The organism is Gordonia sp. DT218 (assembly GCF_049847105.1).
GTDB lineage: Bacteria > Actinomycetota > Actinomycetes > Mycobacteriales > Mycobacteriaceae > Gordonia.
In genome coordinates this window covers 67,087-89,878 of record NZ_JBNCNS010000001.1, presented here as the reverse complement: position 1 = coordinate 89,878, position 22,792 = coordinate 67,087, and the positions used below count along the sequence as shown (strand labels likewise).

General features: G+C 68.2%; 23 protein-coding genes. 11 read left to right on the top strand and 12 right to left on the bottom strand.

Annotation, left to right across the window (positions count from 1 at the left end; genetic code table 11):
• The first annotated feature begins 21 nt into the window (after positions 1-21).
• Positions 22-1,404 carry a sensor histidine kinase gene (locus tag ACPXCG_RS00415; protein WP_425788041.1) on the top strand — a complete coding sequence of 461 codons (1,383 nt, stop codon included), beginning with the start codon at positions 22-24 and terminating at the stop codon, positions 1,402-1,404.
• Here ACPXCG_RS00415 and ACPXCG_RS00410 read toward each other — a convergent pair.
• Positions 1,376-1,936: a GtrA family protein gene (locus ACPXCG_RS00410; RefSeq protein WP_425788039.1), complete on the bottom strand. Its 561-nt coding sequence runs from the start codon at positions 1,934-1,936 to the stop codon at positions 1,376-1,378. The two genes, ACPXCG_RS00415 and ACPXCG_RS00410, sit on opposite strands and share 29 nt — an antisense overlap.
• Positions 1,937-2,065: 129 nt before the next feature.
• Here ACPXCG_RS00410 and ACPXCG_RS00405 point away from each other — a divergent pair, with 129 nt between their 5' ends.
• Positions 2,066-3,307: a 5-(carboxyamino)imidazole ribonucleotide synthase gene (locus ACPXCG_RS00405; RefSeq protein ID WP_425790406.1), complete on the top strand. Its 1,242-nt coding sequence runs from the start codon at positions 2,066-2,068 to the stop codon at positions 3,305-3,307.
• Positions 3,308-3,621: 314 nt separating this feature from the next.
• Positions 3,622-4,107 carry a 5-(carboxyamino)imidazole ribonucleotide mutase gene (gene purE, locus ACPXCG_RS00400; protein ID WP_425790404.1) on the top strand — a complete coding sequence of 162 codons (486 nt, stop codon included), beginning with the start codon at positions 3,622-3,624 and terminating at the stop codon, positions 4,105-4,107.
• Between the two features lie 12 nt (positions 4,108-4,119).
• Here purE and def read toward each other — a convergent pair whose 3' ends face one another.
• The 6 genes from def to ACPXCG_RS00370 all read right to left on the bottom strand — a co-directional run bounded on the left by def (position 4,120) and on the right by ACPXCG_RS00370 (position 9,592).
• Positions 4,120-4,698: a peptide deformylase gene (gene def, locus ACPXCG_RS00395; RefSeq protein ID WP_425788037.1), complete on the bottom strand. Its 579-nt coding sequence runs from the start codon at positions 4,696-4,698 to the stop codon at positions 4,120-4,122.
• A gap of 28 nt (positions 4,699-4,726) precedes the next feature.
• Positions 4,727-5,554 (bottom strand): dienelactone hydrolase family protein, encoded by an 828-nt coding sequence (locus ACPXCG_RS00390; protein WP_425788036.1) that lies wholly within the window; start codon positions 5,552-5,554, stop codon positions 4,727-4,729.
• Between the two features lie 7 nt (positions 5,555-5,561).
• Positions 5,562-5,936: a nitroreductase family deazaflavin-dependent oxidoreductase gene (locus ACPXCG_RS00385; protein ID WP_425788034.1), complete on the bottom strand. Its 375-nt coding sequence runs from the start codon at positions 5,934-5,936 to the stop codon at positions 5,562-5,564.
• A gap of 49 nt (positions 5,937-5,985) precedes the next feature.
• On the bottom strand, positions 5,986-6,672 hold the full coding sequence (locus ACPXCG_RS00380) for a YdcF family protein (RefSeq protein WP_425788032.1): 687 nt from the start codon (positions 6,670-6,672) through the stop codon (positions 5,986-5,988).
• An 80-nt stretch (positions 6,673-6,752) separates the two neighbouring features.
• Entirely contained in the window at positions 6,753-7,475 is a 723-nt protein-coding gene (locus ACPXCG_RS00375) for a TIGR03089 family protein (protein ID WP_425788030.1), read from the bottom strand.
• Positions 7,475-9,592 carry an LCP family protein gene (locus ACPXCG_RS00370; RefSeq protein WP_425788028.1) on the bottom strand — a complete coding sequence of 706 codons (2,118 nt, stop codon included), beginning with the start codon at positions 9,590-9,592 and terminating at the stop codon, positions 7,475-7,477. Before ACPXCG_RS00370 ends, ACPXCG_RS00375 begins: the two co-directional genes overlap by 1 nt.
• A 190-nt stretch (positions 9,593-9,782) precedes the next feature.
• Between ACPXCG_RS00370 and rfbD the strand changes: the two genes are divergently transcribed.
• From rfbD to ACPXCG_RS00355, 3 genes are read left to right on the top strand one after another with little or no spacing between them, the layout of a single operon-like run.
• Entirely contained in the window at positions 9,783-10,694 is a 912-nt protein-coding gene (gene rfbD / locus ACPXCG_RS00365) for a dTDP-4-dehydrorhamnose reductase (RefSeq protein WP_425788026.1), read from the top strand.
• 55 nt (positions 10,695-10,749) lie between these two features.
• Positions 10,750-11,643, top strand: coding sequence for a glycosyltransferase family 2 protein (locus ACPXCG_RS00360; RefSeq protein ID WP_425788024.1), 894 nt, complete (start codon positions 10,750-10,752; stop codon positions 11,641-11,643).
• Positions 11,633-12,748, top strand: a complete 1,116-nt coding sequence (locus tag ACPXCG_RS00355; protein WP_425788022.1) for a sugar phosphate nucleotidyltransferase — start codon at positions 11,633-11,635, stop codon at positions 12,746-12,748. The genes ACPXCG_RS00360 and ACPXCG_RS00355 overlap by 11 nt, the downstream gene beginning before the upstream one ends.
• Positions 12,749-12,761: 13 nt before the next feature.
• On the opposite strand, the gene ACPXCG_RS00350 is transcribed toward ACPXCG_RS00355, so the two are convergent.
• Complete coding sequence (locus ACPXCG_RS00350) at positions 12,762-13,430, bottom strand: O-methyltransferase (protein ID WP_425788020.1); 669 nt, start codon at positions 13,428-13,430, stop codon at positions 12,762-12,764.
• A gap of 304 nt (positions 13,431-13,734) precedes the next feature.
• Here ACPXCG_RS00350 and sigE point away from each other — a divergent pair, with 304 nt between their 5' ends.
• The 4 genes from sigE (at position 13,735) to tatB (ending at position 17,286) form a co-directional block, all read left to right on the top strand.
• Positions 13,735-14,346, top strand: a complete 612-nt coding sequence (gene sigE / locus ACPXCG_RS00345; protein ID WP_425788018.1) for an RNA polymerase sigma factor SigE — start codon at positions 13,735-13,737, stop codon at positions 14,344-14,346.
• A gap of 212 nt (positions 14,347-14,558) precedes the next feature.
• On the top strand, positions 14,559-15,215 hold the full coding sequence (locus ACPXCG_RS00340; protein WP_425788016.1) for a hypothetical protein: 657 nt from the start codon (positions 14,559-14,561) through the stop codon (positions 15,213-15,215).
• A 126-nt stretch (positions 15,216-15,341) separates the two neighbouring features.
• Positions 15,342-16,796, top strand: coding sequence for a S1C family serine protease (locus ACPXCG_RS00335; protein ID WP_425790402.1), 1,455 nt, complete (start codon positions 15,342-15,344; stop codon positions 16,794-16,796).
• 34 nt (positions 16,797-16,830) lie between these two features.
• Positions 16,831-17,286, top strand: coding sequence for a Sec-independent protein translocase protein TatB (gene tatB / locus ACPXCG_RS00330; protein WP_425788014.1), 456 nt, complete (start codon positions 16,831-16,833; stop codon positions 17,284-17,286).
• Between the two features lie 68 nt (positions 17,287-17,354).
• Here the strand turns inward: tatB and ACPXCG_RS00325 are convergent, their stop codons facing one another.
• From ACPXCG_RS00325 to ACPXCG_RS00310, 4 genes are all read right to left on the bottom strand, one after another.
• Positions 17,355-18,500, bottom strand: coding sequence for an Mrp/NBP35 family ATP-binding protein (locus tag ACPXCG_RS00325; protein ID WP_425788013.1), 1,146 nt, complete (start codon positions 18,498-18,500; stop codon positions 17,355-17,357).
• Between the two features lie 86 nt (positions 18,501-18,586).
• Complete coding sequence (locus tag ACPXCG_RS00320; RefSeq protein WP_425788011.1) at positions 18,587-19,741, bottom strand: lytic transglycosylase domain-containing protein; 1,155 nt, start codon at positions 19,739-19,741, stop codon at positions 18,587-18,589.
• Between the two features lie 310 nt (positions 19,742-20,051).
• The gene (locus ACPXCG_RS00315) at positions 20,052-20,615 is read right to left on the bottom strand and encodes a DUF1003 domain-containing protein (RefSeq protein ID WP_425788009.1); all 564 of its coding nucleotides are present in this window, start codon (positions 20,613-20,615) and stop codon (positions 20,052-20,054) included.
• Positions 20,612-21,934 (bottom strand): magnesium transporter MgtE N-terminal domain-containing protein, encoded by a 1,323-nt coding sequence (locus ACPXCG_RS00310; protein WP_425788007.1) that lies wholly within the window; start codon positions 21,932-21,934, stop codon positions 20,612-20,614. The genes ACPXCG_RS00315 and ACPXCG_RS00310 overlap by 4 nt, the downstream gene beginning before the upstream one ends.
• A 187-nt stretch (positions 21,935-22,121) precedes the next feature.
• On the opposite strand from ACPXCG_RS00310, the gene ACPXCG_RS00305 reads away from it, so the two are divergent.
• Positions 22,122-22,610 (top strand): general stress protein, encoded by a 489-nt coding sequence (locus ACPXCG_RS00305; protein ID WP_425788005.1) that lies wholly within the window; start codon positions 22,122-22,124, stop codon positions 22,608-22,610.
• Positions 22,611-22,792 lie beyond the last annotated feature (182 nt).

The following is a 22,792-nucleotide window of genomic DNA, read 5'->3' as shown; positions in this document are numbered from 1 at the left end:
TCGGCTGATCGGGGAGACCGCATGCGGCGCCGGATTCTGAACACGATGATCGCCATGATCGTGGCGGTCGGTCTTCTGCTGGGCATCCCGTTGAGCGTGATCGCATGGTGGTGGGTGTCGGACAATGCGCACCAGAACCTGGACTCGCGGCTCAAGCTGATCTCGGCGCAGCTGATCCGTCAGGAGGGCGCCGAAGGGCGCGTGTCCGCGGGCTCTCTCGACACCGAGGCTTTCCGGCTGCTGTTGCCCGAGGACGGCCGGCTGACCGTCCGCTACCCGGTGGGCGACGACGCCGAGGCCGAGACGGTGATCGGCGAGCCGATCGACGGCGCGACCATGACCGACTCGATCGCTCTGGGTAATGCTGGGTCGCTGCTCCTCGAGATCCCCCTCACCCAGGTGCGCGACGACCAGCTCGCCGCCATCGGGATCGTGGCGCTCGTGGTCGCGAGCTCGATCGCCGCGGGCACGACCGTGGCCGCGGTGACCGCGGGTCGCGTTGCGGATCCACTGATCGACCTGGCCGGCCGGGCCGCCGCGATGGCGAAGGGGGACTTCCGTTCCGAGTGGAAGTCGTACGGGATCAGCGAGCTGGACCGGGTGTCGCGGGCGCTCGGGGACGCGAACTCGGAGATCGCCCTGCGGCTCGAGCGGGAGGGCGAGATCGTCGGCGACGTGTCACACCAGCTGCGCAGTCGGTTGACCGCGATCCAACTACGCCTCGACGAGCTGTCGCTGCACGAGGATCCGGCCGTCGTCGGGGAGGCCGAGGCGGCACTCGAGCAGGTGGAACGACTCTCCCGAGAGCTCGACGAGATGGTGGCGGCATCGCGGAACGATCCCGCGGTGCCGAACCAGATCGACGTCGAGGAGATGGTCCGAACGCTGATCGGCGACTTCCGTGCGGCGTTCGGCGCGGCGGGGCGATCGATCTCGGCGACGTTCAACGGCCAGACCACGGCGGTCAGTGCCCGGCCGGGACGGCTACGTGAGGCATTGAGTGTGCTCGTGGACAACGCGCTGCAGCACGGCGCCGGAACGTGCCGGATTCACGTCGACGATCTGCCGTCGGCCGACATGCTCCGGATGACCGTCGCCGACGAGGGGGCCGGCATCGACGACGATCTCGTCGGGTTGATATTCCGCCGAGGATTCTCGGCCGGCCGCGGCAACGGGGTCGGCCTGTCGCTGGCACGTGCACTCGTCGAGGCCGACGGCGGCCGTCTCGAACTGACGATGCGGCGGCCGGCAGTGTTCTCGATCGTGGTGCCCTCGGCACACACCGGTGATCCCGACGACGGGGACGACACGGACGGCGACCACCCCGACGGAGATGACCGCGGCGGTGATTCCGTCCGCGGCAGGCCGTCACCGGTTACGCGTGACCGAGTTCCTCATCGTTGAGTTCCTCGGCGGTGGGATGCAGGTCGGTGGAACCGGCATCGCCCCCGCGGAGCAGATCTTCGGGAAACGCGAACTTGCGCAGCGCCCAGAACCGGAAGGCCATCTGCAGCAGATTGCCGATGAGGAACCCGAGGACGAAGTCGACGATGACCAGCTCGGTGACACTCAGGTTGCTGCGGAGGTCGAAGACGTTGTTGGCGACCCACAGCGGCGCGGCGGCCAGGATCACGCCGACACCGCTGATCACAAAGAAGATCAACGCCTCGTGGTGGCGTTCGCGGCCACCCCGATTCTTGAACGCCCACTCCCGGTTGAGGATGTAGTTGAGGATCGTCGCCAGCGTGCCGGAGATGATGCGCGCGACGACCGGTTTCGGTTCCAGGACGGTGAACGTCAGCAGGTAGAAAATGGCCAGGTCGAAGACGAATGTGGTGCCGCCGACGAGGGCGAACTTGATGAGTTCGTGGTGGCGCATCGCGACCTGTTGAACCGGCGCGGGTAGTCGAGCGACCAGCTCGTCGATAAAGGGCACAAGATCCGAGTCTACGAAATGGAACCGAACAGTAACTTCGCCGGGCAATAATGCGAAGGTCGTAGCCCTCGTGCCACGATGTTTCGCGTGACTTCCAGTGCCGGTGATCCAGCGAGGCCCGACAGCGCCATGACCAGGTCGGAGACCGGCATGCCAACCCGGTCGGAGACCGGCATGCCAACCGTGACGATGATCGGCGGCGGGCAGCTCGCCCGGATGACTCATCAGGCGGCGATCGCGCTCGGTCAATGTCTTCGTGTGCTGGCCGTGAGCAGCAGTGATCCGGCCGCCCAGGTGAGTGCGGACGTGGTGCTCGGTTCCCACGACGAGCTGGCGGACCTCCGAGAGGCCGCGCGGGGGGCGGTCGCGCTGACCTTCGACCACGAGGGTGTGCCGTTGGCGCACCTGCAGGCGTTGGAGGCCGACGGTGTAGCGGTGCGCCCGCCGTCGGCGGCCTTGCATTTCGCCCAGGACAAGCTCGCTATGCGGGTCCGGCTCGGCGAACTCGGACTCCCGATTCCCGACTTCGCCGATCTGACCGGCGACCGCGACGTGGCGCGCGCCCGCTTCGTGGATTTCGGTGACCGACACGACTGGTCGGTGGTCCTCAAGGCGATCCGCGGCGGTTATGACGGCCGCGGGGTGTGGCTGGTCGACGACCGCGACGAGGCACTCACGTTGTTCGACGAACAATTCGACGCGGGGGTCGACCTCATCGCCGAGCAGAAAGTGTCGATGCGTCGCGAGCTCTCCGCGATGGTCGCGCGTTCGCCCTTCGGGCAGGGCGGCGTGTGGCCCGTGGTGGAGACGGTCCAGCGGAAGGGGCAGTGTGCGGTGGTGCTCGCTCCCGCGCCGGAGCTGGCGGAGGACGTTGCGGCCCGGGCACAGCAGATGTCGTTGCGGCTCGCCGCCGAGCTCGGTGTGGTCGGTGTGATGGCCATGGAGTTGTTCGAGACCACCGATGGCGAACTCCTGGTGAACGAGTTGGCGATGCGGCCGCACAACAGCGGGCACTGGACGATGGATGGCGCTGTCACCTCGCAATTCGAGCAGCATCTACGGGCGGTGCTCGACTATCCGCTCGGCGATACCGCCCCTCGGGCGGCGATCACGGTGATGGCGAACATCCTGGGCGCCGAGGATGCGCCGTCGATGTCGATGGATGAACGCCTGCATCACCTGATGGCCCGCATGCCTGATGCCAAGGTGCATCTGTACGGTAAGGGCGAGCGTCCCGATCGAAAGATCGGTCACGTCAACATTGTTGGTACCGACAGCGATTCGGTGGCCGAGGTCCGGGAGCGCGCCGAGCGTGCCGCGCACTGGATGTCGACTGCCGAATGGACCGATGGATGGGATGTGCACGCATGACCGACAACGCCGGGACGGACAACACTGGGTCGGGCAGCACCGAGACGGGCGATACGGGGACGGGCGATACGGGGACGGGCGATACGGGGACGGGCGATACGGGGACGGGTCGGCCGGAAATGGACACCGTCGAAGCGGAGACAGCCGACACGGAACTCGCCGGGACGGACCCTGCCGACGCCGATATTGCCGACGCTGCCGACTCCGACGCTGGCGGTGACGTCATCACCGATCCCACCATCACCGATCCCACCGCCACCGATCCCACCGCCACCGATCCCACCGCCACCGATCCCACCCGTCCGCGCGTCGGCCTGATCATGGGTAGCGATTCCGACTGGCCGACGATGGAGGCGGCGGCGGAGGCGTTGGCTGAGTTCGGCGTGCCGTTCGAGGTCGGAGTGGTCTCGGCGCACCGCACCCCCCAGCGCATGCTCGACTATGCGGCCGGGGCGGCGGCGCGCGGCATCTCGGTGATCATCGCCGGCGCCGGGGGAGCCGCCCACCTGCCCGGCATGGTCGCGTCGGCGACGCCACTGCCGGTGATCGGAGTCCCCGTCCAGCTGCGGACCCTCGACGGTTTGGACTCGTTGCTGTCGATCGTGCAGATGCCCGCGGGCGTCCCGGTGGCGACGGTGTCGATCGGTGGTGCTCGCAACGCGGGTCTCCTGGCGATTCGGATCCTCGGGTCTGCGGATGCCGGGTTGCGTTCTCGCATGGAGGATTTCCAGAAGGGTCTGGAAACCATGGTGCTCGAGAAGGATCAGGCATTGCGCGACAAACTGCTCGGGGAGGGCTGAGCCCGCCTCCCGCTACCGATCTGACGGGGATTGGGGCCAGTCGGCGGGGTAGTGGTGCGCCCCCTCGTCGAACATGCGATGGAGTCGCTTGCGCGCTCGCGTGGCGAGCCGGTCGCCGAACACCATTCCGTCGATGTGATCGGTTTCGTGCTGCAGGCAGCGGCCCAGCGTTCCGCCCGCGGCGACGACGATCGGATCGCCATACTGGTCCTGTCCCGTGCACGTGGCGACGTCGGGTCGGTCGACGTCGGCGTACGCACCCGGGAGCGACAGACACCCCTCTCCATAGGACACGAGTCGTCGGGAACGCCCTTCGGGAAGCGTGAGTGCCGGATTGCACAGGACACCTGTGCGCCGAGTGCCGGTTTCGTCGGTGCAGTCGTAGATGAAGACGGCGAGGTCGACGCCGAGCTGCGGTGCGGCCAGACCGGCGCCGTGCGCGGCGTCGTTGGTGGCGAACATGTCGGCCAGCAGCTCTTGCAGTTCCGTCCCGAAATCCGTGACCGCTCGAGCGGGTGTGTGCAGCACGGGATCACCCCACCGGACGATGGGGTGGGGTGTTCCCAGTCTCAGTAGCTCGGCGACGGGCATGTGCTCGGACCTCTCTGTGCAGACCGCATCATTCCGATGTGGTCACCAGCTTCTCGACAAAGAAATCGAGTACCTTCTCCCGGGTGTCGTGGGTCGGCTGTCCCGGTTCGTTGATCAGATCTTCGGTCAACACGGAATGTGGCTTCGGCAGCATCGAATCGGGGTTCGCTGCCGAATCCGGCAGTTCGACGGCGAGGAATGCGTCGCCGAGTTGTTCACGGAGGAAATCGAATCGGCCGCGCGGAGACAGCTGGTCGCCGTCGAAACGGAGTCCCATCACCTGAAGTCCGGCGGCGCAGCGCGATTTCACCCGGGCGAGGTCGGCATCGCTGATGTCGATCGAACGATTCCGCGCCGGGATGACGCCGAAGGGGAGCGACGGCTGGGACAGGACTGGCGCGAGCAGTCGGTCGTCGGTGGCCATGGCGAGGGCGAATCCGCCGGTGAAACACATGCCGACAGCGCCCACGCCGGGACCGCCGCAGCGTTCGTGCTCCTCTGCTGCGAGACCGCGTAGCCAGTCGGCGACCGGTGAGGTCTTGCCCGTGGCCAGCACGGTGAACTCACGGCTGATGCACGCGCGCATCATCGTGCCGAACATGTTCTGTGCCGCGCCGAGCCTGCCGAGGTTCGCCGGCTTCGGGTCGCGGCCGTCCACCCCGAACAGCGACGGCATCACCGCGGTCAGCCCTCTGCCCGCGACTTTCCGCGCGAAATCGGCGACCTTCGGGCTGATTCCGGGCATCTCGGCGATGACGATCACCGCCGGACCGGCACCTTGTGCGTACACGCGATGGGTCGTGCTCCCGACGGTGACGTCGCGAGCGGTGAAGTCCTCGAGCGAATCGTCGGCCATCGGTCCCTCAGCCGTCGACGATCGTGCCGGTCAGGACGGAGTCGAAGTACCGGGCGAACAGACGTGCCCCGCGCGCGACGTCGGGCGAGTCCGAGGGGATGATCCTCGGCCTGACGACCTTGTGGTGCTCCGACTTCCGGGTGATCCCGAACTCGCCCGCGGCCTGCACGTTGCGCACCCAATCGGTGTGGCGGCCATAGGTCAGCACGATGGACACCCGGTCGTCGTCCACCCACGCCAGCACCGGAATCGTGTACTCGGTACCGGACTTGCGTCCGACATGTCCGATCATCGCCCACGGCGCCAGTCGTGGCGCCCACTGGCGCTGGATCGGATTGGTGACCACCTTGTTGAAACGAGCTACCGCACTGGGGATCTTCATGGGTACGAGCATGCCGTAACCGGCGTCGTCTCGAAAGGCTGCGTGCCGATCAGCTCGACCCGAAGGACCCGCTGCCGGAGCCGACGGGGGGAGCGCCGTTGGTGTATCCCGAGATCACCCCGGCAACCGGGATCGAGCCGTTGACCGCCGTCCGGAAATTGAGCATCGCGCGCTTCACATGGCTCGGGCTGCTGACCACCACCGCCCCGGTTGCCCGGCCGGCGGCCAGAATCCGCGCCGTGTAGCGGGCATTCTCCACCGTCGTGCGCGATCGGTTCTCGGTGGCGATCCGGGCGGTCGGCACGCCATGAGCGATCAGCCACGCCCGCATCGCCTGGGCCTCGGTCCGTCCGCCCCTCGGGAGACCACCGGTGGTGATGATGCCGGCCGGCGGGAAGCCCCGTGCCAGCGACAGTCCCGCTTGCAGGCGTGTGACCAGCACGGGTTTCATGGAACCGTCGCGATTCAATCCGGCGCCGAGGATCACGATGCGGGTCCCGAACGGGTTGAGCTGGAGCATCATCGGCACCTCCGGCGTGAGGCGCTCGGTGTCGGTGCACCACTTGATCAGGTCGGGGACCGGCGTCTGACAGCCACCGACAGTCGACATGATCCCGTTGAACATCGTCGTCGGTGACGCCGCCGCGGGTGCGGCGGTCATCGGCGCCGTCCCGGCAATTGCGACACACAGGACACTTGCGCCCAACAAGTGGGCAACCCTCCCTTTGATACGCATGAGTAACACGGTAATTCTCGGAAGTGTATTTCCGTTGCGATTCTGCACAACCCGCCGACTCCGTCCCGAAGTCGACGGGTTCAGCGAAGGGTGAGTTCGGCGCGCTCGGTGTCGACGAGCCCGCCGAGGCGTGACTCGTCGGCGTGGGAGACCGAGACCAGCGAGGCACCGACGACCAGGGGCGCCAGGAGATTTCCGACGACCTGGTCCCCGGTGTGCCAGGGCCGCACGGTGAGGACCCGCGTCCCCGCGACGATCCCGTCGGTCCCGGCCGCAGCGCGGGCCGCGGCGAGCACGCCGTCGGTCGGGGCGCCGTCGAGGGCGGGCCCGGTGACCCGGTTGTACACGGAGTACTGGTCACCGTGCACGCGAACGGCGCTCGCGAAATCGGTGACGCCGATCGGGAGGTCGCGAACACCCATCGCGAACGGATCCAGCGAGGCGACGAGGACCTCGTCGGCGTCGTCGTACCTGCTGAGCCGATCGGCGGACGTCACCACCGCACCGAGGGCCGACCCGTCGACGTCGCTGCCGGGCAGCCGGACATGCGTGCCCGCCCACCAGGCACCGAGCAGGATGGCCGCGGTCTGCCAGTGCTCTGGTAGATCGACGAGGATCTCGTCGTCGGGGCCGAGTCCCAGTTCGTCGACGAAGAAGTTGGCCGACTTGGCGGCCCAGTTGCCGAGGGTTGCCCCGGACAACTCGGTGCGCTCGCCGCTCGCATGGTCGTAGTAGGTCAGCAGCGGCTGCGACCAGTCGGTGACCGCGTCGAAGACGGCGGAGGTGATCGTCGGTGCGCTCATCAGTTCACACACGTCGGGCCGTCGGAACCGGCCGTGATCGGCGGACGGTTGTTGCCGACCCGTTCGCTGGCCGGCACGTTGTCGGTCTGAGCGCCGGTGTCGCCGATGGACCCCGGGCCCTCGTAGGTATTGGTCAAGACCGCCTTCATCTGCTTGTCGGGCATCGAGGAGTCGACTCGGACCTCGGCACCACCGAGATCCTTGGCGAGCTGCTTGGCACCGGCGTCGTCGGAGTGCGCATACACCACCGAGTCCTTGTCGTTCGACGCGCCGGTGCCGGTCTTGCCTGCCTGGAATCCTTTGGTCGTCAGGATGTTCGACACGTTGGAGGCCAGGCCGTCGATGGTTCCTGCATTGACGACGTCGACCGTGTAGTCGGCACGGTCGGGTGCGTCCTCGTTCTTTTTGCTGTTGAGCAGATTGTCGGTGAAGCCGTGGACCTGCTTGGGGTCCACCTGCACCACACTCTGCTGTCCGTCGTCGCTCCACCCCTGCTCGGTGACGACGGGGATGGTCGCGAACTTTACCCGGCCGCCGGTGAGATCCTTCAACTGCTCCGCGAACTTCAGGATGTCCCAGTTGTTGTCGATCACCACCGATCGCGACACGGCCCGCTGGAGTTCGTCGAGCTTGCCGGGATCGGTGAGCAGGTGGGCGGACAGCATCTTCTGGGTCAGCGACGCCATGAAGACCTGCTGTCGAGTGATCCGGTCGAGGTCGCCGCGGGGGAGGCCGTGGCGCTGGCGGACGAAACTGAGGGCCTTGGGTCCGTTCAGGGTCTGCTCGCCCGCCGAGAATCGAGCACCCGAGAACGGCTCGCGGACCGCCTCGTTCAGACAGACGTCGACCCCGCCGACCGCGTTCGTCAGCAGGACGAAGCCGAGCAGCCCGACCTCTGCATAGTGATCGACCTTGACGCCGGTGAGGTTCGCGACCGTGTCGATCAAGGCCTTGCGGCCGGCCTGGGTGCCCTCCTTCTCGGCCGCCGCCTCGCTCTCGCCTGCCTCGACCGCGCGTCCCCGCACCCCTTCCTTGGTGGTGCCGTAGGCCGCGTTGATCTTGGACATGCCGATACCGGGCACGTCGACGTAGGAGTCGCGTGGGATCGAGATCGCCGTCGCGGACGATCCATCGTTCGGGATTCTGATGAGCAGGATCGTGTCGGTGTTGGTCGCAACATCCTCGCCGGAGCGCAGCATCTTGAGCTCCGACGGTGACAGCGGGTTGCCCTTGGCGTCGGTCCGCGAGTCGGTACCCACCAGCAGGATGTCCACCGCGCCGTCGTCGGCGCCACCGAGTCCGAGGCCGGCCAGCTGGGTGATGTTCGAGTTCAGGTTGCTGACGCTGTTCCACGCATAGCCGGTGCACAACAGCACCGCCACCGACAGCAACGCCACCAGCCCGCGGCCGAGACCTTTGCGTGTGGTCCGGGATCGCCACGAGAACTGCTCTTTGACGCGTGCGGCCGCCGGCATCGCGGCGGACTCGGACGCGGGCCCGGGCGGAGGCTTCGGGCCGGACGGGCGTCGCGCGGCGGCTGCCGCGCGTGGGGCCTCGCCGGTCGGTCTGCCATCACCGGGAGCAGCCGCAGGGCGGCGACGTCGGGGTTGTCCGGGGCCACCGGCACGTTCGTCGGTTCGGGGAGGACGTGGCCTGCCCTGTCCGCGATCTCGTCCGGCCGCCGGGGCCTGTGTCTCGCCGGGACGGGGTCGACGTCGGGGAGCGGCCTCGTCGGGACGTCGCGGCCGCCGCCGTGGTCCGTCGGCCGCGACACCCTCGCTGGTGTGGATCTCGCCCGACGTGCGACGGCCCTGCTCGTCCACGGCACCAGGTGGCCGCCGTCGGCGAGGCCGATCCGGACGGGCCTGGTCGGTCGGTGTGCGGCGCTCGGCTCGCGGGTCGCCGGGGTCGGGCCGGCGCCGCCGACGCGGCGGCGGATCGGATGGTTGCCCCTGCGCCGGATGTTGAGTGCGTCGTGCACGCCCCTCGGCGGGGCCGCGGGATGCAGCGGTGGGCTCGTCGGGACGTGCGCGACCACCGGAATGTCGGCGTGCGCCATCGGGTCGAGAGTCCACGGGCGGGTCAGTCCCTTTCGTCGTCGGCGAACGCGGCGACATCCGCTCGGGACGTGTTACGCAAGTGCGTGCCGTTGTTCGTGATGTTGACGTTTCGGATGGTGCTGTGCTGACGTCAGGCTACTGAAGTGAAGTGAGAATTCGAGGGTGCAACGCCGAGCGCTCGCGTCGAGACCCACATCACCGATCGACGTACGCGTGCTCGCGATCTCCGTACGGCACCATGTGTTCCATGAGTGCGACCATCTATCTCGTCGGCGCCGGCGGACAGCTCGGCAAGGCGCTGCGGGCGTCCGACAAGGCCTCCGCGCGGGTGCGTGCACTCACCTCGGCCGACATCGACATCACCGACGAGGCATCGGTGGCGAACGCGCTCGCAGGCCTCGGCGCCGGAGACGTGATCCTCAACTGTGCCGCCTACACCGACGTCGACGGTGCGGAGTCGGACGTCGGGCGTGCCTTCGCGGTCAATCGCGACGGGCCGGGCCATCTCGCACGCATGTCCGCCGGGTCGGGCGCGCGGCTCATCCATGTGTCCACCGACTACGTCTTCGCCGGCGCGGCCGCCACCGACGACGCGCCGCCCCGTACGGTCCCGTACGAACCCGCAGACGTGACAGGTGAGCCGGAGACCGTCTACGGCGCATCGAAGCTGGCCGGTGAGCGGATCGTGTTCGACACCGACCCGACGGCGACCGTCGTCCGGACGGCATGGGTGTACACCGGCGCTCCGACCAGCTCCGACTTCGTCGGCACGATGCGGCGTCTGGAATCCGCCCGTCCCGACATCACGGTCGTCAATGATCAGACCGGATCGCCGACCTACGCCCCCGATCTCGCCGATGGCCTGTGGGAGCTGGTCTCGACCGATCGCGACGGACCGGCCGCGGGCGTCGTGTTGCACGCCACAAACGCGGGCAGTGTCAGTTGGTATGAAGTGGCGCGCGCAGTCTTCGAGGAGCTGGGCGCCGACCCTGAGCGGGTGCGGCCCTGCACCACCGACGAGTTCCCGCGTCCGGCGCCCCGACCTGCCTATTCGGTGCTGTCGGGGGCATCGTGGACCACCGCGGGCCTGACCCCGCTGCGCGACTGGCGGGCGGCCCTGCACGCTGCGGTGACCGGCGACCGCACCGGGCGCGGCTGACCACATGGGGCCCAAGGGTGATCGGGGCCCACCGGAGGTTGGTTACCCTGACCCGGTGACTGCTGAGCTTGCCGTCGTGACGGTGACCTATTCGTCGGGGGATTACCTCGCGGCATTCCTGCGAAGCCTCGAGAAGGCCACCGCCTCGTCGGTGCCCCGGGTCGTCATCGCCGACAACGGGTCGACCGACGGCGCGCCCGAGGCTGCGGAGCAGGATTTCGACAACGTGACGCTCGTGCGGACCGGCGGCAACATCGGCTACGGCGGCGGCATCAACCGTGCGGTCGCCGAGGTGGACCCCGCGGTGGAGTTCATCGCGGTGGCCAACCCGGATGTCGAGTGGGCCCCGGGTTCGCTCGACGCACTCCTCGCCGCGGCCCGACGCTGGCCGCGCGCCGGGTCGCTGGGGCCGTTGATCCATGAGCCGGACGGCTCGATCTACCCGTCCGCGCGCCGGGTCCCGGATCTGGTCTCGGGTGCCGGACACGCGTTGTTCGGGTCGATCTGGAAGACCAATCCCTGGACTGCCGCCTACCGGGCCGACGACGCCGCACCCAGCGAACGGCCGGTCGGGTGGTTGTCGGGATCGTGTCTGCTCGTGCGCCGTGCCGCATTCGACTCCATCGACGGCTTCGACTCCCGATACTTCATGTACATGGAGGACGTCGATCTCGGCGATCGCCTGGGCAAGGCGGGCTGGCTCAACGTGTACGTACCGGACGCGGAGATCGTCCACACCAAAGGTCATGCGGCCGGGCGCAATCCGGAGAAGATGTTGCCCGCCCATCACCGCAGCGCATATCGGTTCCAGGCGGACCGCCATCCGGGCGTGTGGCAGGCACCGCTGCGCCTGGCGCTCCGGGTCGGTCTGGCCGCACGTTCCCGGGTCGCGGTCCTCGCGGCCGGCCGGTCCGTCGAACGAAACAGAGGAGAAACCGGTGACCAGTGAGAGCCACGTCGATGCGGCGTCCGATCCGGACGTGACATCGTCGGTGCAGGCCGTGGTGCTCGTGGGCGGGAAGGGCACCCGGCTGCGGCCGCTGACCCTGTCGGCCCCCAAGCCGATGCTGCCGACCGCCGGTGTCCCGTTCCTCACGCACCTGTTGTCCCGGATTCAGGCGGCGGGTATCGAGGACGTGGTGCTCGGCACCTCGTTCCAGGCCCATGTCTTCTCCGAGTACTACGGCGACGGCTCCAAACTGGGAGTGCGACTGCAGTACGTCACCGAGACCGAACCCCTCGGAACCGGCGGTGGCATCCGCAACGTCCTCGACGACCTCACCGCCGACAACATCCTCGTGTTCAACGGAGATGTGTTGGGTGGCACGGACGTCCGCGAGATCCTGACCACCCATCGGAACAGCGGCGCGGACGTCACGATGCACCTCGTGCCGGTCAGTGATCCGCGAGCCTTCGGCTGCGTGCCGACCGACGAGACCGGGCGGGTCACCGACTTCCTCGAGAAGACCCAGGATCCGCCGACCGACCAGATCAATGCCGGCACCTACGTCTTCCGGCGTTCGGTGATCGAGGAGATCCCAGCCGGTCGGCCGGTGTCGGTCGAGCGCGAGGTCTTCCCCAAACTGCTCTCCGAGGGCCGACACATCCAGGCCCACGTCGACCACGCCTATTGGCGGGACATGGGCACGCCGGAGGACTTCGTGCGCGGGTCGGCGGATCTGGTCCGCGGCATCGCGCCATCGCCTGCGCTCGGCGACCGGCGTGGCGAATCGATGGTCCACGACGGTGCAGGCGTGGCGCCCGGGGCAGTGCTCATCGGCGGGACCGTGGTGGGCCGTGGTGCCGAGATCGGCCCACGGGCACGGCTCGACGGTGCTGTCGTCTTCGACGGCGCGGTCATCGAGGCCGGTGCCGTGGTGGAGCGGAGCATCGTGGGATTCGGCGCCCGCATCGGACCTCGTGCCTTGATCCGCGACACCGTGATCGGTGACGGCGCCGACGTCGGGGCGCGCTGTGAACTCCTGCGCGGTGCACGGGTGTGGCCCGGCGTCCAGATCCCCGACGGCGGACTCCGCTTCTCCACGGACGTCTGACCGGGGGAGCGGCTCAGCGGGCCTTGGCGGCCGCGAGCACCCCCGCGCCCAGCGGGATCACCACCGGCAGCAGTCGCTCGTCGTCGGCGATCAGCAGGGCCGCCTCCCGGGCGGCCGCGGCTGGTGGGTCGGTGCGCGTCGGGTCCGCGACCGCGCCGTCGGCGGTGGCGTTGTGGACCACCACCACGCCACCGGGGCGCAGAATCCGCACCGCCTCCACGACGTGCCGTGGGTGATCGATGAGCGGACCGTCGACGAACACCAGGTCGTAGGACTCATCGGCGAGGCGGGGCAACACCTCGGTGGGCGTGCCGTTGATCAGGCGGGTCCGCCCCGACACGATGTCGGCACCCGCGAACGACTGCCGCGCTGCGCGATGATGTTCGGGTTCGGGATCGATGGTGGTCAGTACGCCGTCGGGGGCCATGCCGTTGAGCAGCCAGAGACCACTGACACCGGCACCGGTGCCGATCTCGACGACCGCGTGGGCGTCGCAGGAGCGGGCCAGCAATGCCAGCAACGCACCGACGGCGGGCGCGACCGCGGATGCCCCGAGTTCGTCGGCCCGGGTGCGGGCCGACGCCAGGGCGTCGTCCTCGACGATCGCCGATTCCGCGTAGTCGATGAGGGCGCTCGTGGACACCGAGCCCGCCGGTTCGGAGCCCCCTGATGAATCGGTCACCCCCTGAGGTTAAGTCGCGTCGTCGCGATTCCGTCGGCGGCGCGCCAACCTCTGCCGAAGTCGGAGGTCAGAGGTTTTTCGGGCCGTTGCCGAAACCGCCCGCCACTTCCTCAGCGAAACCTCAGCACTCTCATACGGCGACCACACCACGATGGGAGAGGGTTCTACTAGCGCATCCGATGCGCCCGCAGCCGACGATCCACCGAGGTTCGGACCGAGGAATAGAACGTCGGCAGATGTGGTTTACCATCGTGAACATCCGTCATCCGACGTGATGTCCGGGGAAGGGAACTGGCCACCAAACATGACTGATCCCCTGGGGTCTGCAGACGTCGTCCCGACTGGGACCGCTGGATTCGACGCCACCGGCGACGACACCTTGATGCCGTCGTGGGACGAGCTGGTTCGCGAGCACGCGGATCGGGTGTACCGCCTGGCCTACCGCCTGTCCGGCAACCAGCACGACGCCGAGGACCTCACGCAGGAGACGTTCATCCGGGTCTTCCGTTCGCTGTCGAACTATCGGCCCGGCACCTTCGAGGGGTGGCTGCACCGCATCACCACCAATCTGTTCCTCGACATGGTCCGGCGTCGGAGCAAGATCCGCATGGAGGCATTGCCCGACGAATACGACCGGGTGCCGTCGGACACCCCCGATCCCGAGCAGATCTTCCACGACGCGAACCTCGACCCGGATCTGCAGGAGGCGCTCGACGCACTGCCGCCGGACTTCCGTGCCGCAGTCGTCCTATGCGACATCGAGGGTCTGTCCTATGAAGAGATCTCGGCGACCCTCGGAGTCAAGCTCGGCACCGTGCGCAGTCGCATTCATCGCGGTCGGCAGACGATCCGTGATCACCTCACCGCCCGAGGACACACCGGCAGCAGGTCGGTGGCCATCGGCGCGGTGCACTGACCATCCACTCCACAGCCTCGATCGACCGTCACCCGAATCGGATCGGGATTCCGGGAACCACGGTCGATCCGTCACCGTTGTCCTCTTCGGATAGGGTGGGTTGCCGCGCCCGAGGACCGGTGTGGCGGCACACTCGCCGACAGCGCAGTAGCGTGGAACGAACTGGACACGACGGCGGACTGGCCCGCAGCGGTGGAAGAGGTGAACGTCAGATGGAGATGAACCGAGGTCGATCCACCTCGGGGCAGCAGGACGAGAGCCCGCTACCCATGCAGAATCTCCGTCGTCGGCGTCGTTCCGCATGGAACCCGTCGACCTGGTCGCCGGTCACCGCGTCGTTCGCCCCCAACCGCACTTACCGGGCACCCGGCACACCCGGTGGACGCCGGTTCGCCCCGACCGAACATCTCGCCGCGGAGGCGGTCGCCGCCTACGTCGACGGTGAGTTGGGGATGACGGCCCACCTGCGGGCCACCCAGCACGTCGCGCAATGTACGGAGTGCATGTCGGCCGTCGACGCACAGGTCTCGGCTCGCTCCCGGCTGCGGTCGGCCGGCGACGTGTCGCTGCCCGCCGGACTCCTCGGCCAGCTCAGCCAGATCCCCACCCGTGAGATCGACATCACCGGGGTCTCCGGCGACGCCCGGACCGATCGTCACAGCCAGACCGATCGTCACAGCCAGACCGATCGCCACAGCCCGTTGTCCCCGTGGGGGCAGGATCGGCCGGCGGCGAGCCCGATGGCCGCCCCGGGCTTCCCGGTCACGGAGGCACCGCGTGGCCCGATACCCAACTCTGCCTCCGCCGACCGCCGTGGCCGCCCCGGCGAGGGCACTCGTGCCCGGATGAGCCGCTGGCGAGGCCGCTGACACGTGGACATCAGAGGGGAAAGCGAGCTCGACGGGTCGACCGAGTCCGCCGGGGAGGCAGCGGGCCCGGACAGCGCGGGCCCGGAATACATCAATTCAGACGTAGACGGTCCGGAAACGGCAGGCGTGGAGACGGCTGCCGGTCAGACGTCGGACGACCGGTCACGGCACAAGGCGGTCTCCCCGCAGACCGCGGCGGTGTTCGGGCGTCCGGACGGCGTGCAGGGGTCCTTCGCACAGTCCGAGGACGCCAGCGCCAACCCCGAACCGCAGATCGCCCCGCCGGACCCGGTGCTGGCCGAGGCATTCGGCCGCCCGACGGGCGTGACCGACACCCTTCAGCGGGACCCGTTGGCCACCTACGGCGCTCCCGAGACACCGCAGGCACCCGCCGACCCCTGGCGCGACCCGGAGAGCGTCGCCGGTCTGGATCGGCCGGCGCTCGGTGTCCCGACCGCCCCCGAACCCACCGACCCGGGTCCGAAGCTGGGCGTCCAGGACGTCCTGTTCGGCAAGCGGATCAGCTGGCACGCGCTGGCGACCCTCGCCGTGCTCGCAGTGGTTGTCGGCCTCGTCGGTGGGCTGATCGGCCGCTGGACCGCCGAGGTGGTCTCGCCGCTCAACTCCGATTCGGTCCAGCTGTCCACGGGCGATGCCGACAACGGCGCCGCTCCTCGTTCGCCGGTCGCCAATGTGGCTCGCGCCGTGGAGAAATCGGTGGTCGCCCTCGATGTGCGCACCAGCAGCGCAGTCGGCACCGGGTCGGGCTTCATCATCGACAAGAGCGGTTACATCGTCACCAACAACCACGTCATCGCGATGGCGGCGAACGACCGCAACGCCAAGCTGGAGGCGGTATTCTTCGACCGCAAGCGGGTTCCCGCGCGGATCGTCGGTCGCGACACCAAGACCGACCTGGCGGTCGTCAAGGTCGACAACGTCGACAATCTCACCGTCTCGAAGCTGGGCAACTCCGACGATCTCCAGATCGGCGAAGAGGTGGTCGCCTTCGGGTCGCCGCTCGGCCTGGACCGGACTGTCACGAGTGGCATCGTCAGTGCCCTGCACCGTCCGGTGCCGTTGCGGCCGGACGCCGAATCCGACACCGACGCGGTGATCGACGCGATCCAGACCGACGCGGCGATCAACCCCGGCAACTCGGGTGGACCGCTGGTCAGCGATAAGGCCGAGGTGGTCGGCATCAACACCGCCGGTCTCGTCCCGGGCGGCGGTTCGATCGGCCTCGGATTCGCGATCCCGATCGATCAGGTCATCCCGATCGCCCAGACGCTGATCCGTCAGGGCTCGGTGAATCACCCGCAGATCGGGGTCAACGCGAGTTCGGTCCGCAACGACCGGGTGCTCGGCGCGCAGGTCCGCAATGTGGTCGCCGGCGGTCCGGCAGACCAGGCCGGCGTCCGCGAGAACGACGTGATCACCTCGTTCAACGGTCGTACCATCGAGAGCGCCGACGAATTGACGGTCGCGGTACGGACGGCGAAGATCGATCAGAAGGTCCCGTTCAGCTACTGGCGTGACGGCCGGACGTTCAACGGCACGATCACGCCGGCCAGCGACTGAGCGCAGACCGGGCTCGAGCAAATGGGGATGACGGATGTTCAGCAGTATCGGTTGGGGTGAGATCCTCGTCCTGTTGGCCGCGGGTCTGATCATTCTGGGACCCGACCGCCTCCCCGGTGCGGTCTCGTGGACCATGAAGTCCATCCGTCAGGTTCGCGACTATGCGACCGGCGCGACCGATCAGCTCAAGGACGAACTCGGGCCGGAGTTCGACGAACTCCGCAAGCCACTTTCCGAACTCAACGAGTTGCGTGGGATGACACCGCGCGCGATTGTCACGAAACATCTGCTCGACGGCGACGACTCCGTGTTCAAGCTCGGTCTCGGTCCGACCACCTTCGACCGGGACACCACGGATTCCCCGGACATCAAGCCACTGTCGGCGCCGATGCCGAATCCGCCCGCCGCCGATCCGGCGAAGCCGAACGCGCAGGGCCCGACGATCGCGGGCTCCCGATCACCGTCGGTCAGCGACTGGGACGCCACCTAGTCCGACCAGGTAGGCCCGATCAGGTAGGCCCGATCAGGAGTCCCGATCAGGCCACGGCTGACGCGGGTTCACTCGTGACGCGTGGTGTCGATCCCCAGGCTCATCCCGGCCAGCCCGCGCCGTCGCACGGCCAATTTGTCGGCGATCGCACGTAGCGCGGAGCCGGAGGCCGAATCGGGTGCGGAGGTGACCACCGGTACACCGCTGTCGCCACCTTCACGCAGAGTCGTCTCCAACGGGACCTGACCGAGGAGTTCGACTGGTGCACCGACCGCTCTGCTCAGTCGCTCGGCAACCTTCTGGCCGCCGCCCGAGCCGAAGGGCTCCATCCGGGTCCCGTCCGGGAGTTCCATCCACGACATGTTCTCGACGACACCGAGGATCTTCTGACGTGTCTGCAGCGCGATGGCACCGGCCCGCTCGGCGACCTCGGCGGCGGCCTGCTGCGGCGTGGTGACGACGAGGATCTCGGCGCCGGGGATGAGCTGGGCGACGGAGATCGCCACATCGCCCGTCCCGGGCGGCAGGTCGAGCAGCAGCACGTCGAGATCGCCCCAGTAGACGTCGGCGAGGAACTGTTGGAGGGCCCGGTGCAGCATGGGCCCGCGCCACGTGACCGGTGTGTTCCCGTCGGTGAACTGCCCGATCGAGATGAATTTCACGCCGTGGCTCATCGGCGGCATGATCATGCGTTCGACCTGGGTGGGCTTGGCGTCGCTGCCGAGCATCCGCGGCACCGAATGTCCGTAGATGTCGGCGTCGAGGACGCCGACGGTGAGGCCCCGCTCGGCCAGCGCCGTCGCGAGGTTCACGGTGACACTCGACTTGCCGACGCCGCCCTTGCCGGACGCGACCGCGTAGACGCGGGTCAGTGAGCCGGGCTGGGCGAACGGGATCACCGGGTCGGCCTTGTCGCCGCGCAGCTTCTTGCGCAGTTCGGTTCGTTGCTCGTCGTCCATCACGTCGAGCTCCACCCGGACCGCACCCACTCCGGGCACATCGGCCGCGGCGTTCTCCACCCGGCCGGAGATCTCGGTACGCATGGGACAACCCGACGTGGTCAGGTATATGACGACGTCCACGCTGGCGTCGTCGTTGACGTCGATCGACTTGACCATCCCCAGATCGGTGATGGGTTTGCCGATCTCGGGATCGTTGACCTTGCTCAGGGCAGCGCGAACCGCGGATTCGGTGGGTACAACTCCGGTAGTCATCAACGCCAGCTTAACCGTCCGGCGGAGAGCGCCGGTCGCACGGGAGACCTCAGCGCCCCGCGCGGCATCGCGAGCCGCCGGGTGAGTCAGCGTGCCGCGGGCGGTGGCGTGGTGGTCGTGGCTCCGCCCGTGCGCGCGTTCGGCGCGCGTTGCGGCGATGCCGAGGTCGGCGGCTTCTTCTTTGGGACCGTCTGCTTGGGCAGCGGCTTCGGCGGCGGCAGCAATTGCGTCGGGACCAGGTCGGGAGGCAGGCACAGCGCGCCGATGCAGGTCGGCAGCGGCGGTGGCGGCGTCGTCGTGCTCTCCGAGGTCGAGGGCGGCGAGGAACTCTGACCGGGCGTGGAGGGTTTCGGCGGCTTGCTCGTCGACGATTTGCGCGCCTTGCGCTTGGGTTCGGGGATCGGATTCGTCGGCATCACACCGGTCGCGTAGGCCGCAGCCCAGCTCAGCACGTTTGCCGCGTACTCCATCGAGTGGTTGTAGCGCATCACCGCCGCGACCTTGTTCTTGGCGGCCATGATGTCGGAGACCCCGGAACACAGATAGCGGCCGGCCGAGTAGGTGGCATCGAAGACGTTGTTCGGATCGGCCTTCCCGTCACCGTTCGCGTCGGTTCCCCAGGCGGCCCAGGTGCTCGGGATGAATTGCATGGGTCCCATTGCGCGGTCATGCGAGGAGTCGCCGTCGATCCGGCCGCCGTCGGTGTCGCGGATCACCGCGTTTCCGGCCAGCGTGCCGTTCAGCACCGGTCCGGCGATCGGGTTGATGGTGGTGCCGTACTGGTCGACCGAGCCGTTCGACGCGTGGTTGGACTCGATGCGTCCGATCCCGGCCAGCAGGAACCACGGCAGTTTGCACTGCGGGGTGTCCGACGCGACGCGGTTGGCTGCCAGCTTGTAGGCCTGCAGTACCACCCCTGGAATTCCCAGCGGGCCGGTCGGCAGGGAGCCGGTGATCCGGAACTGGGGTGGCACGGCGGCGTCGGGTTCGACGCGTTTGGGAGGCGGCGCGAATCCGAGCAACGTGACCGGCCCGCCGGGCGCGATCTCCACCGCCGAGGACGGTACCGAGGTGGCGTCCTCGGCGACGGCGGAGGAGACGGTGCCACCGGCGGCACTGGACGTCGCGGCGGCGAGCATCATCGCTCCGACCAGGACGCCGCCTGTCCCGACCGCCAGTGCTCGTCGCGGCAGATGTGACCGGCGCGGACCCTGGGCGCGGCGGAACACGGCGGGACTCATCGGGCCGTCCTTGCCCGCGGCCCGGCGATGACCGGTCCTCGCACCGTCGGCTGCCTGTCCACACTGACTCCGTTGCTCTCACACACGTGCATGCCCGCCCCTGAAGGTCTTGCGGATGGTCGGACCCGCCGTGTCTGAGCTCCCCGGGCGTCCGACGTGTGACCCACCATACATATGGGTCTAATGGCCCAGTACAGGAACCCGACAATTCTTCACCACACGCAATTGATCGTTTGGTGAACCCACATGTTGTGGTTGAGGGCGGCTACCGACCCATATGGGGAGTGGGGCCGACCGCGTCGGCCCCAGGTCACCGCGAAGGTGTGGAGTCCCCGCCGCCCCGGGCGCGTCGGGAATCGCCTCCGCCGTCGTCGGGCGTCGAGAGGTCGCGCGGGCCGTTGCCCAGGCGTTCGGTGAGTTCGTCGAGTAGGTCGTCGAGTTCCTTGCGGAGATAGTCGCGGGTCACGGTGTCGCCGACGGCGAGGCGCACTGCGGCGAGTTCGCGGGCCAGGAATTCGGTGTCCGCCTTGGTCTGCGCCGACCGGATCCGGTCCTCGTCGAGGGCGACCTTGTCGCGGTTCTCCTGTCGATTCTGTGCCAGGAGGATCAGGGGTGCGGCGTAGGCCGCCTGCGTGGAGAACGCCAGATTGAGCAGGATGAACGGATACGGGTCCCACCGCCACGACACCGCGACCAGATTCAGCGCCACCCACACGATCACGATGACGGTCTGGATGGCGAGATAACGTCCGGTCCCGAGGAAGCGTGCGACGCGCTCGGCGTAGACGCCGATGACGTCGGAATCGAGATTGAACGACAACCGACGGTTCTGGCGGGGCGTGTCGAGGCGACGGCCGGGTTGCTCCGTGCTCACGCACCCGCTCCTGCGGGCTTGATACCGGACAGATCGCGGATCTGCCCGGTGTCCTCGGGCTCGGTCTCACGCCAGTCCCGGGGCAGGAGTTGGTCGAGGAGGTCGTCGACGCTGATCGCGCCCAATAGGTGCCCCTCCTCGTCGACCACCGGACCGCAGACGAGGTTGTAGGTCGCGAAGTACCGCGTGACGGCCTCCAATGAGTCCTCGGGCTGCATGTGTGCGAGATCGCTGTCGAGGATGCCGCCCACGATGTTGGCCGGCGGTTCCCGCAGCAGCGCTTGCAGATGCGCGCAGCCGAGATACTTCCCGGTCGGCGTCGCGGTCGGTGGGCGCACCACGAACACGAGACTCGCGGCCGCCGGGGTCACATCTGGGTTGCGCACGCGCGCAAGCGTTTCCGCGACGGTGGTGGACGCGGTGACGATGATCGGCTCGGAGGTCATCAGGCCGCCCGCGGTGTCGGGGGAGTGGGTCAGCAGGCGCCGCACCGGCTCGGACTCCTCCGGGTCCATGCGTTCGAGCAACGACTCGGCCTCCGCGTCGGGGAGTTCGCCGAGGAGGTCGGCGGCGTCGTCGGGGTCCATCGCCTCGAGCACGTCCACCGCCCTGCCGAGTTCGAGATGGGCGAGCAGGTCGGTCTGATCGTCGGGTGGCAACTCCTGGAGCACGTCGGCCAGACGCTCGTCGTCGAGTGCGGCCGCGATCTCGTCGCGTCGCTTGGCCGGGAGCTCCCGCAGTGCGTTGGCCACGTCGGCCGCTCGCATCCCCTCGAACTGCATGAGCGCCTGTGCGACACCCTGTCCCGGCAGGTTGAGCTCGGTCTGGGTGAGTCCGTGGACGTGATGCCATTCGACGACATGTGTCACGCTGCGGCGCCGGAATCCCTTGCGTCCGGGCCGGACGGCCACCCGCGACACCACCCAGTCCCGGGTGCGGGTTCGTTCGATGCCCAGGTCGACGACGTTCACATCCACCCCGGCGAGGTCGGACAGATCGGGATCGTCCACGCGCACGCGGGAATCGAGGATCTGGCCGATCGCGAGCGCCTCGCCGGGCCGCAGATGCAGCCGGCGCAGACTCACGGTGCCGGTGTTGAGGGTCACGGCCTGGGGCTCGATCGCGGTCACACGCAGCATCGGGACAAAGATCCGTCGGCGGGTGGTGAGCTCCACGGCCAGACCGAGGACGCGTGGTTGCTGGCCCGTCATACGGATCGCGACGACCACGTCCCGGACCCGGCCGATCGACTCGCCGTCGGGTCCGAGCACGGCCAAGCCCACCAATCTGGCCACAAAGACCTTGCTCACGGACGCCATGCGAGTAAGGGTAGTGGTTACACGACCCGGCGCCGCGCACATCCGGGCGGTGCCGCCACGCCCGACCGCGTGCGCCGGCGCCGATCACTGTGCATTCTGGAATGCGAGGCCAAGTCACCCGCCACCGCCCGCTGCGGCGACCGGACGGTGCCCTCGGCGTGAGACGACACTCGAGAGAGGATCCGAGATGACCAACCCGATGCGCCAGGGTCGCGAGACCCCCGGCCTGCCGACGCCGCCGAAAGGGTGGCCGATCGGGTCATACGGCACCTACGCCGAGGCGCAGCACGCTGTCGACTACCTGGCCGACCAGGAATTCACCGTCCAGGACGTGACCATCGTCGGTGTGGACCTGATGCAGGTGGAGCGCGTGATCGGCCGCCTCACATGGGGGAAGGTGGTCGGCGGCGGGATCGTGTCGGGAGCGTGGCTCGGATTGTTCTTCGGATTTCTCGTGACGCTGGTGGTCAGCGGTGCGGGTCTGGCGCCGTTGCTGTTCGGGCTCGTGGGCGGCATCGTCTTCGGGCTCATCTCGGCGACCATTCCGTACGCCGCGACGCGCGGGCAGCGGGACTTCGCCTCGACGATGCAGTTGGTGGCGGGTCGCTACGACGTGTTGTGCGACCCTCGGAGCGCCGAGAAGGCGCGCGACATGTTGAGCCGCCTGACCTCCTGACCTCCGGACATCGTCGGCGATTCACAAAGGTGAAATTCCGTTGCAGGTCGGCGGAGATCACGATTCCCGCATGTTCTGGCACGCCCATGCCGAATGTGTTGCATGTCACGAACCGCGACATATACCGTTACGCAGCAGACGCTGATCGGTGCAGCCTCGTTGTCTTGCACCGCGAACGACAA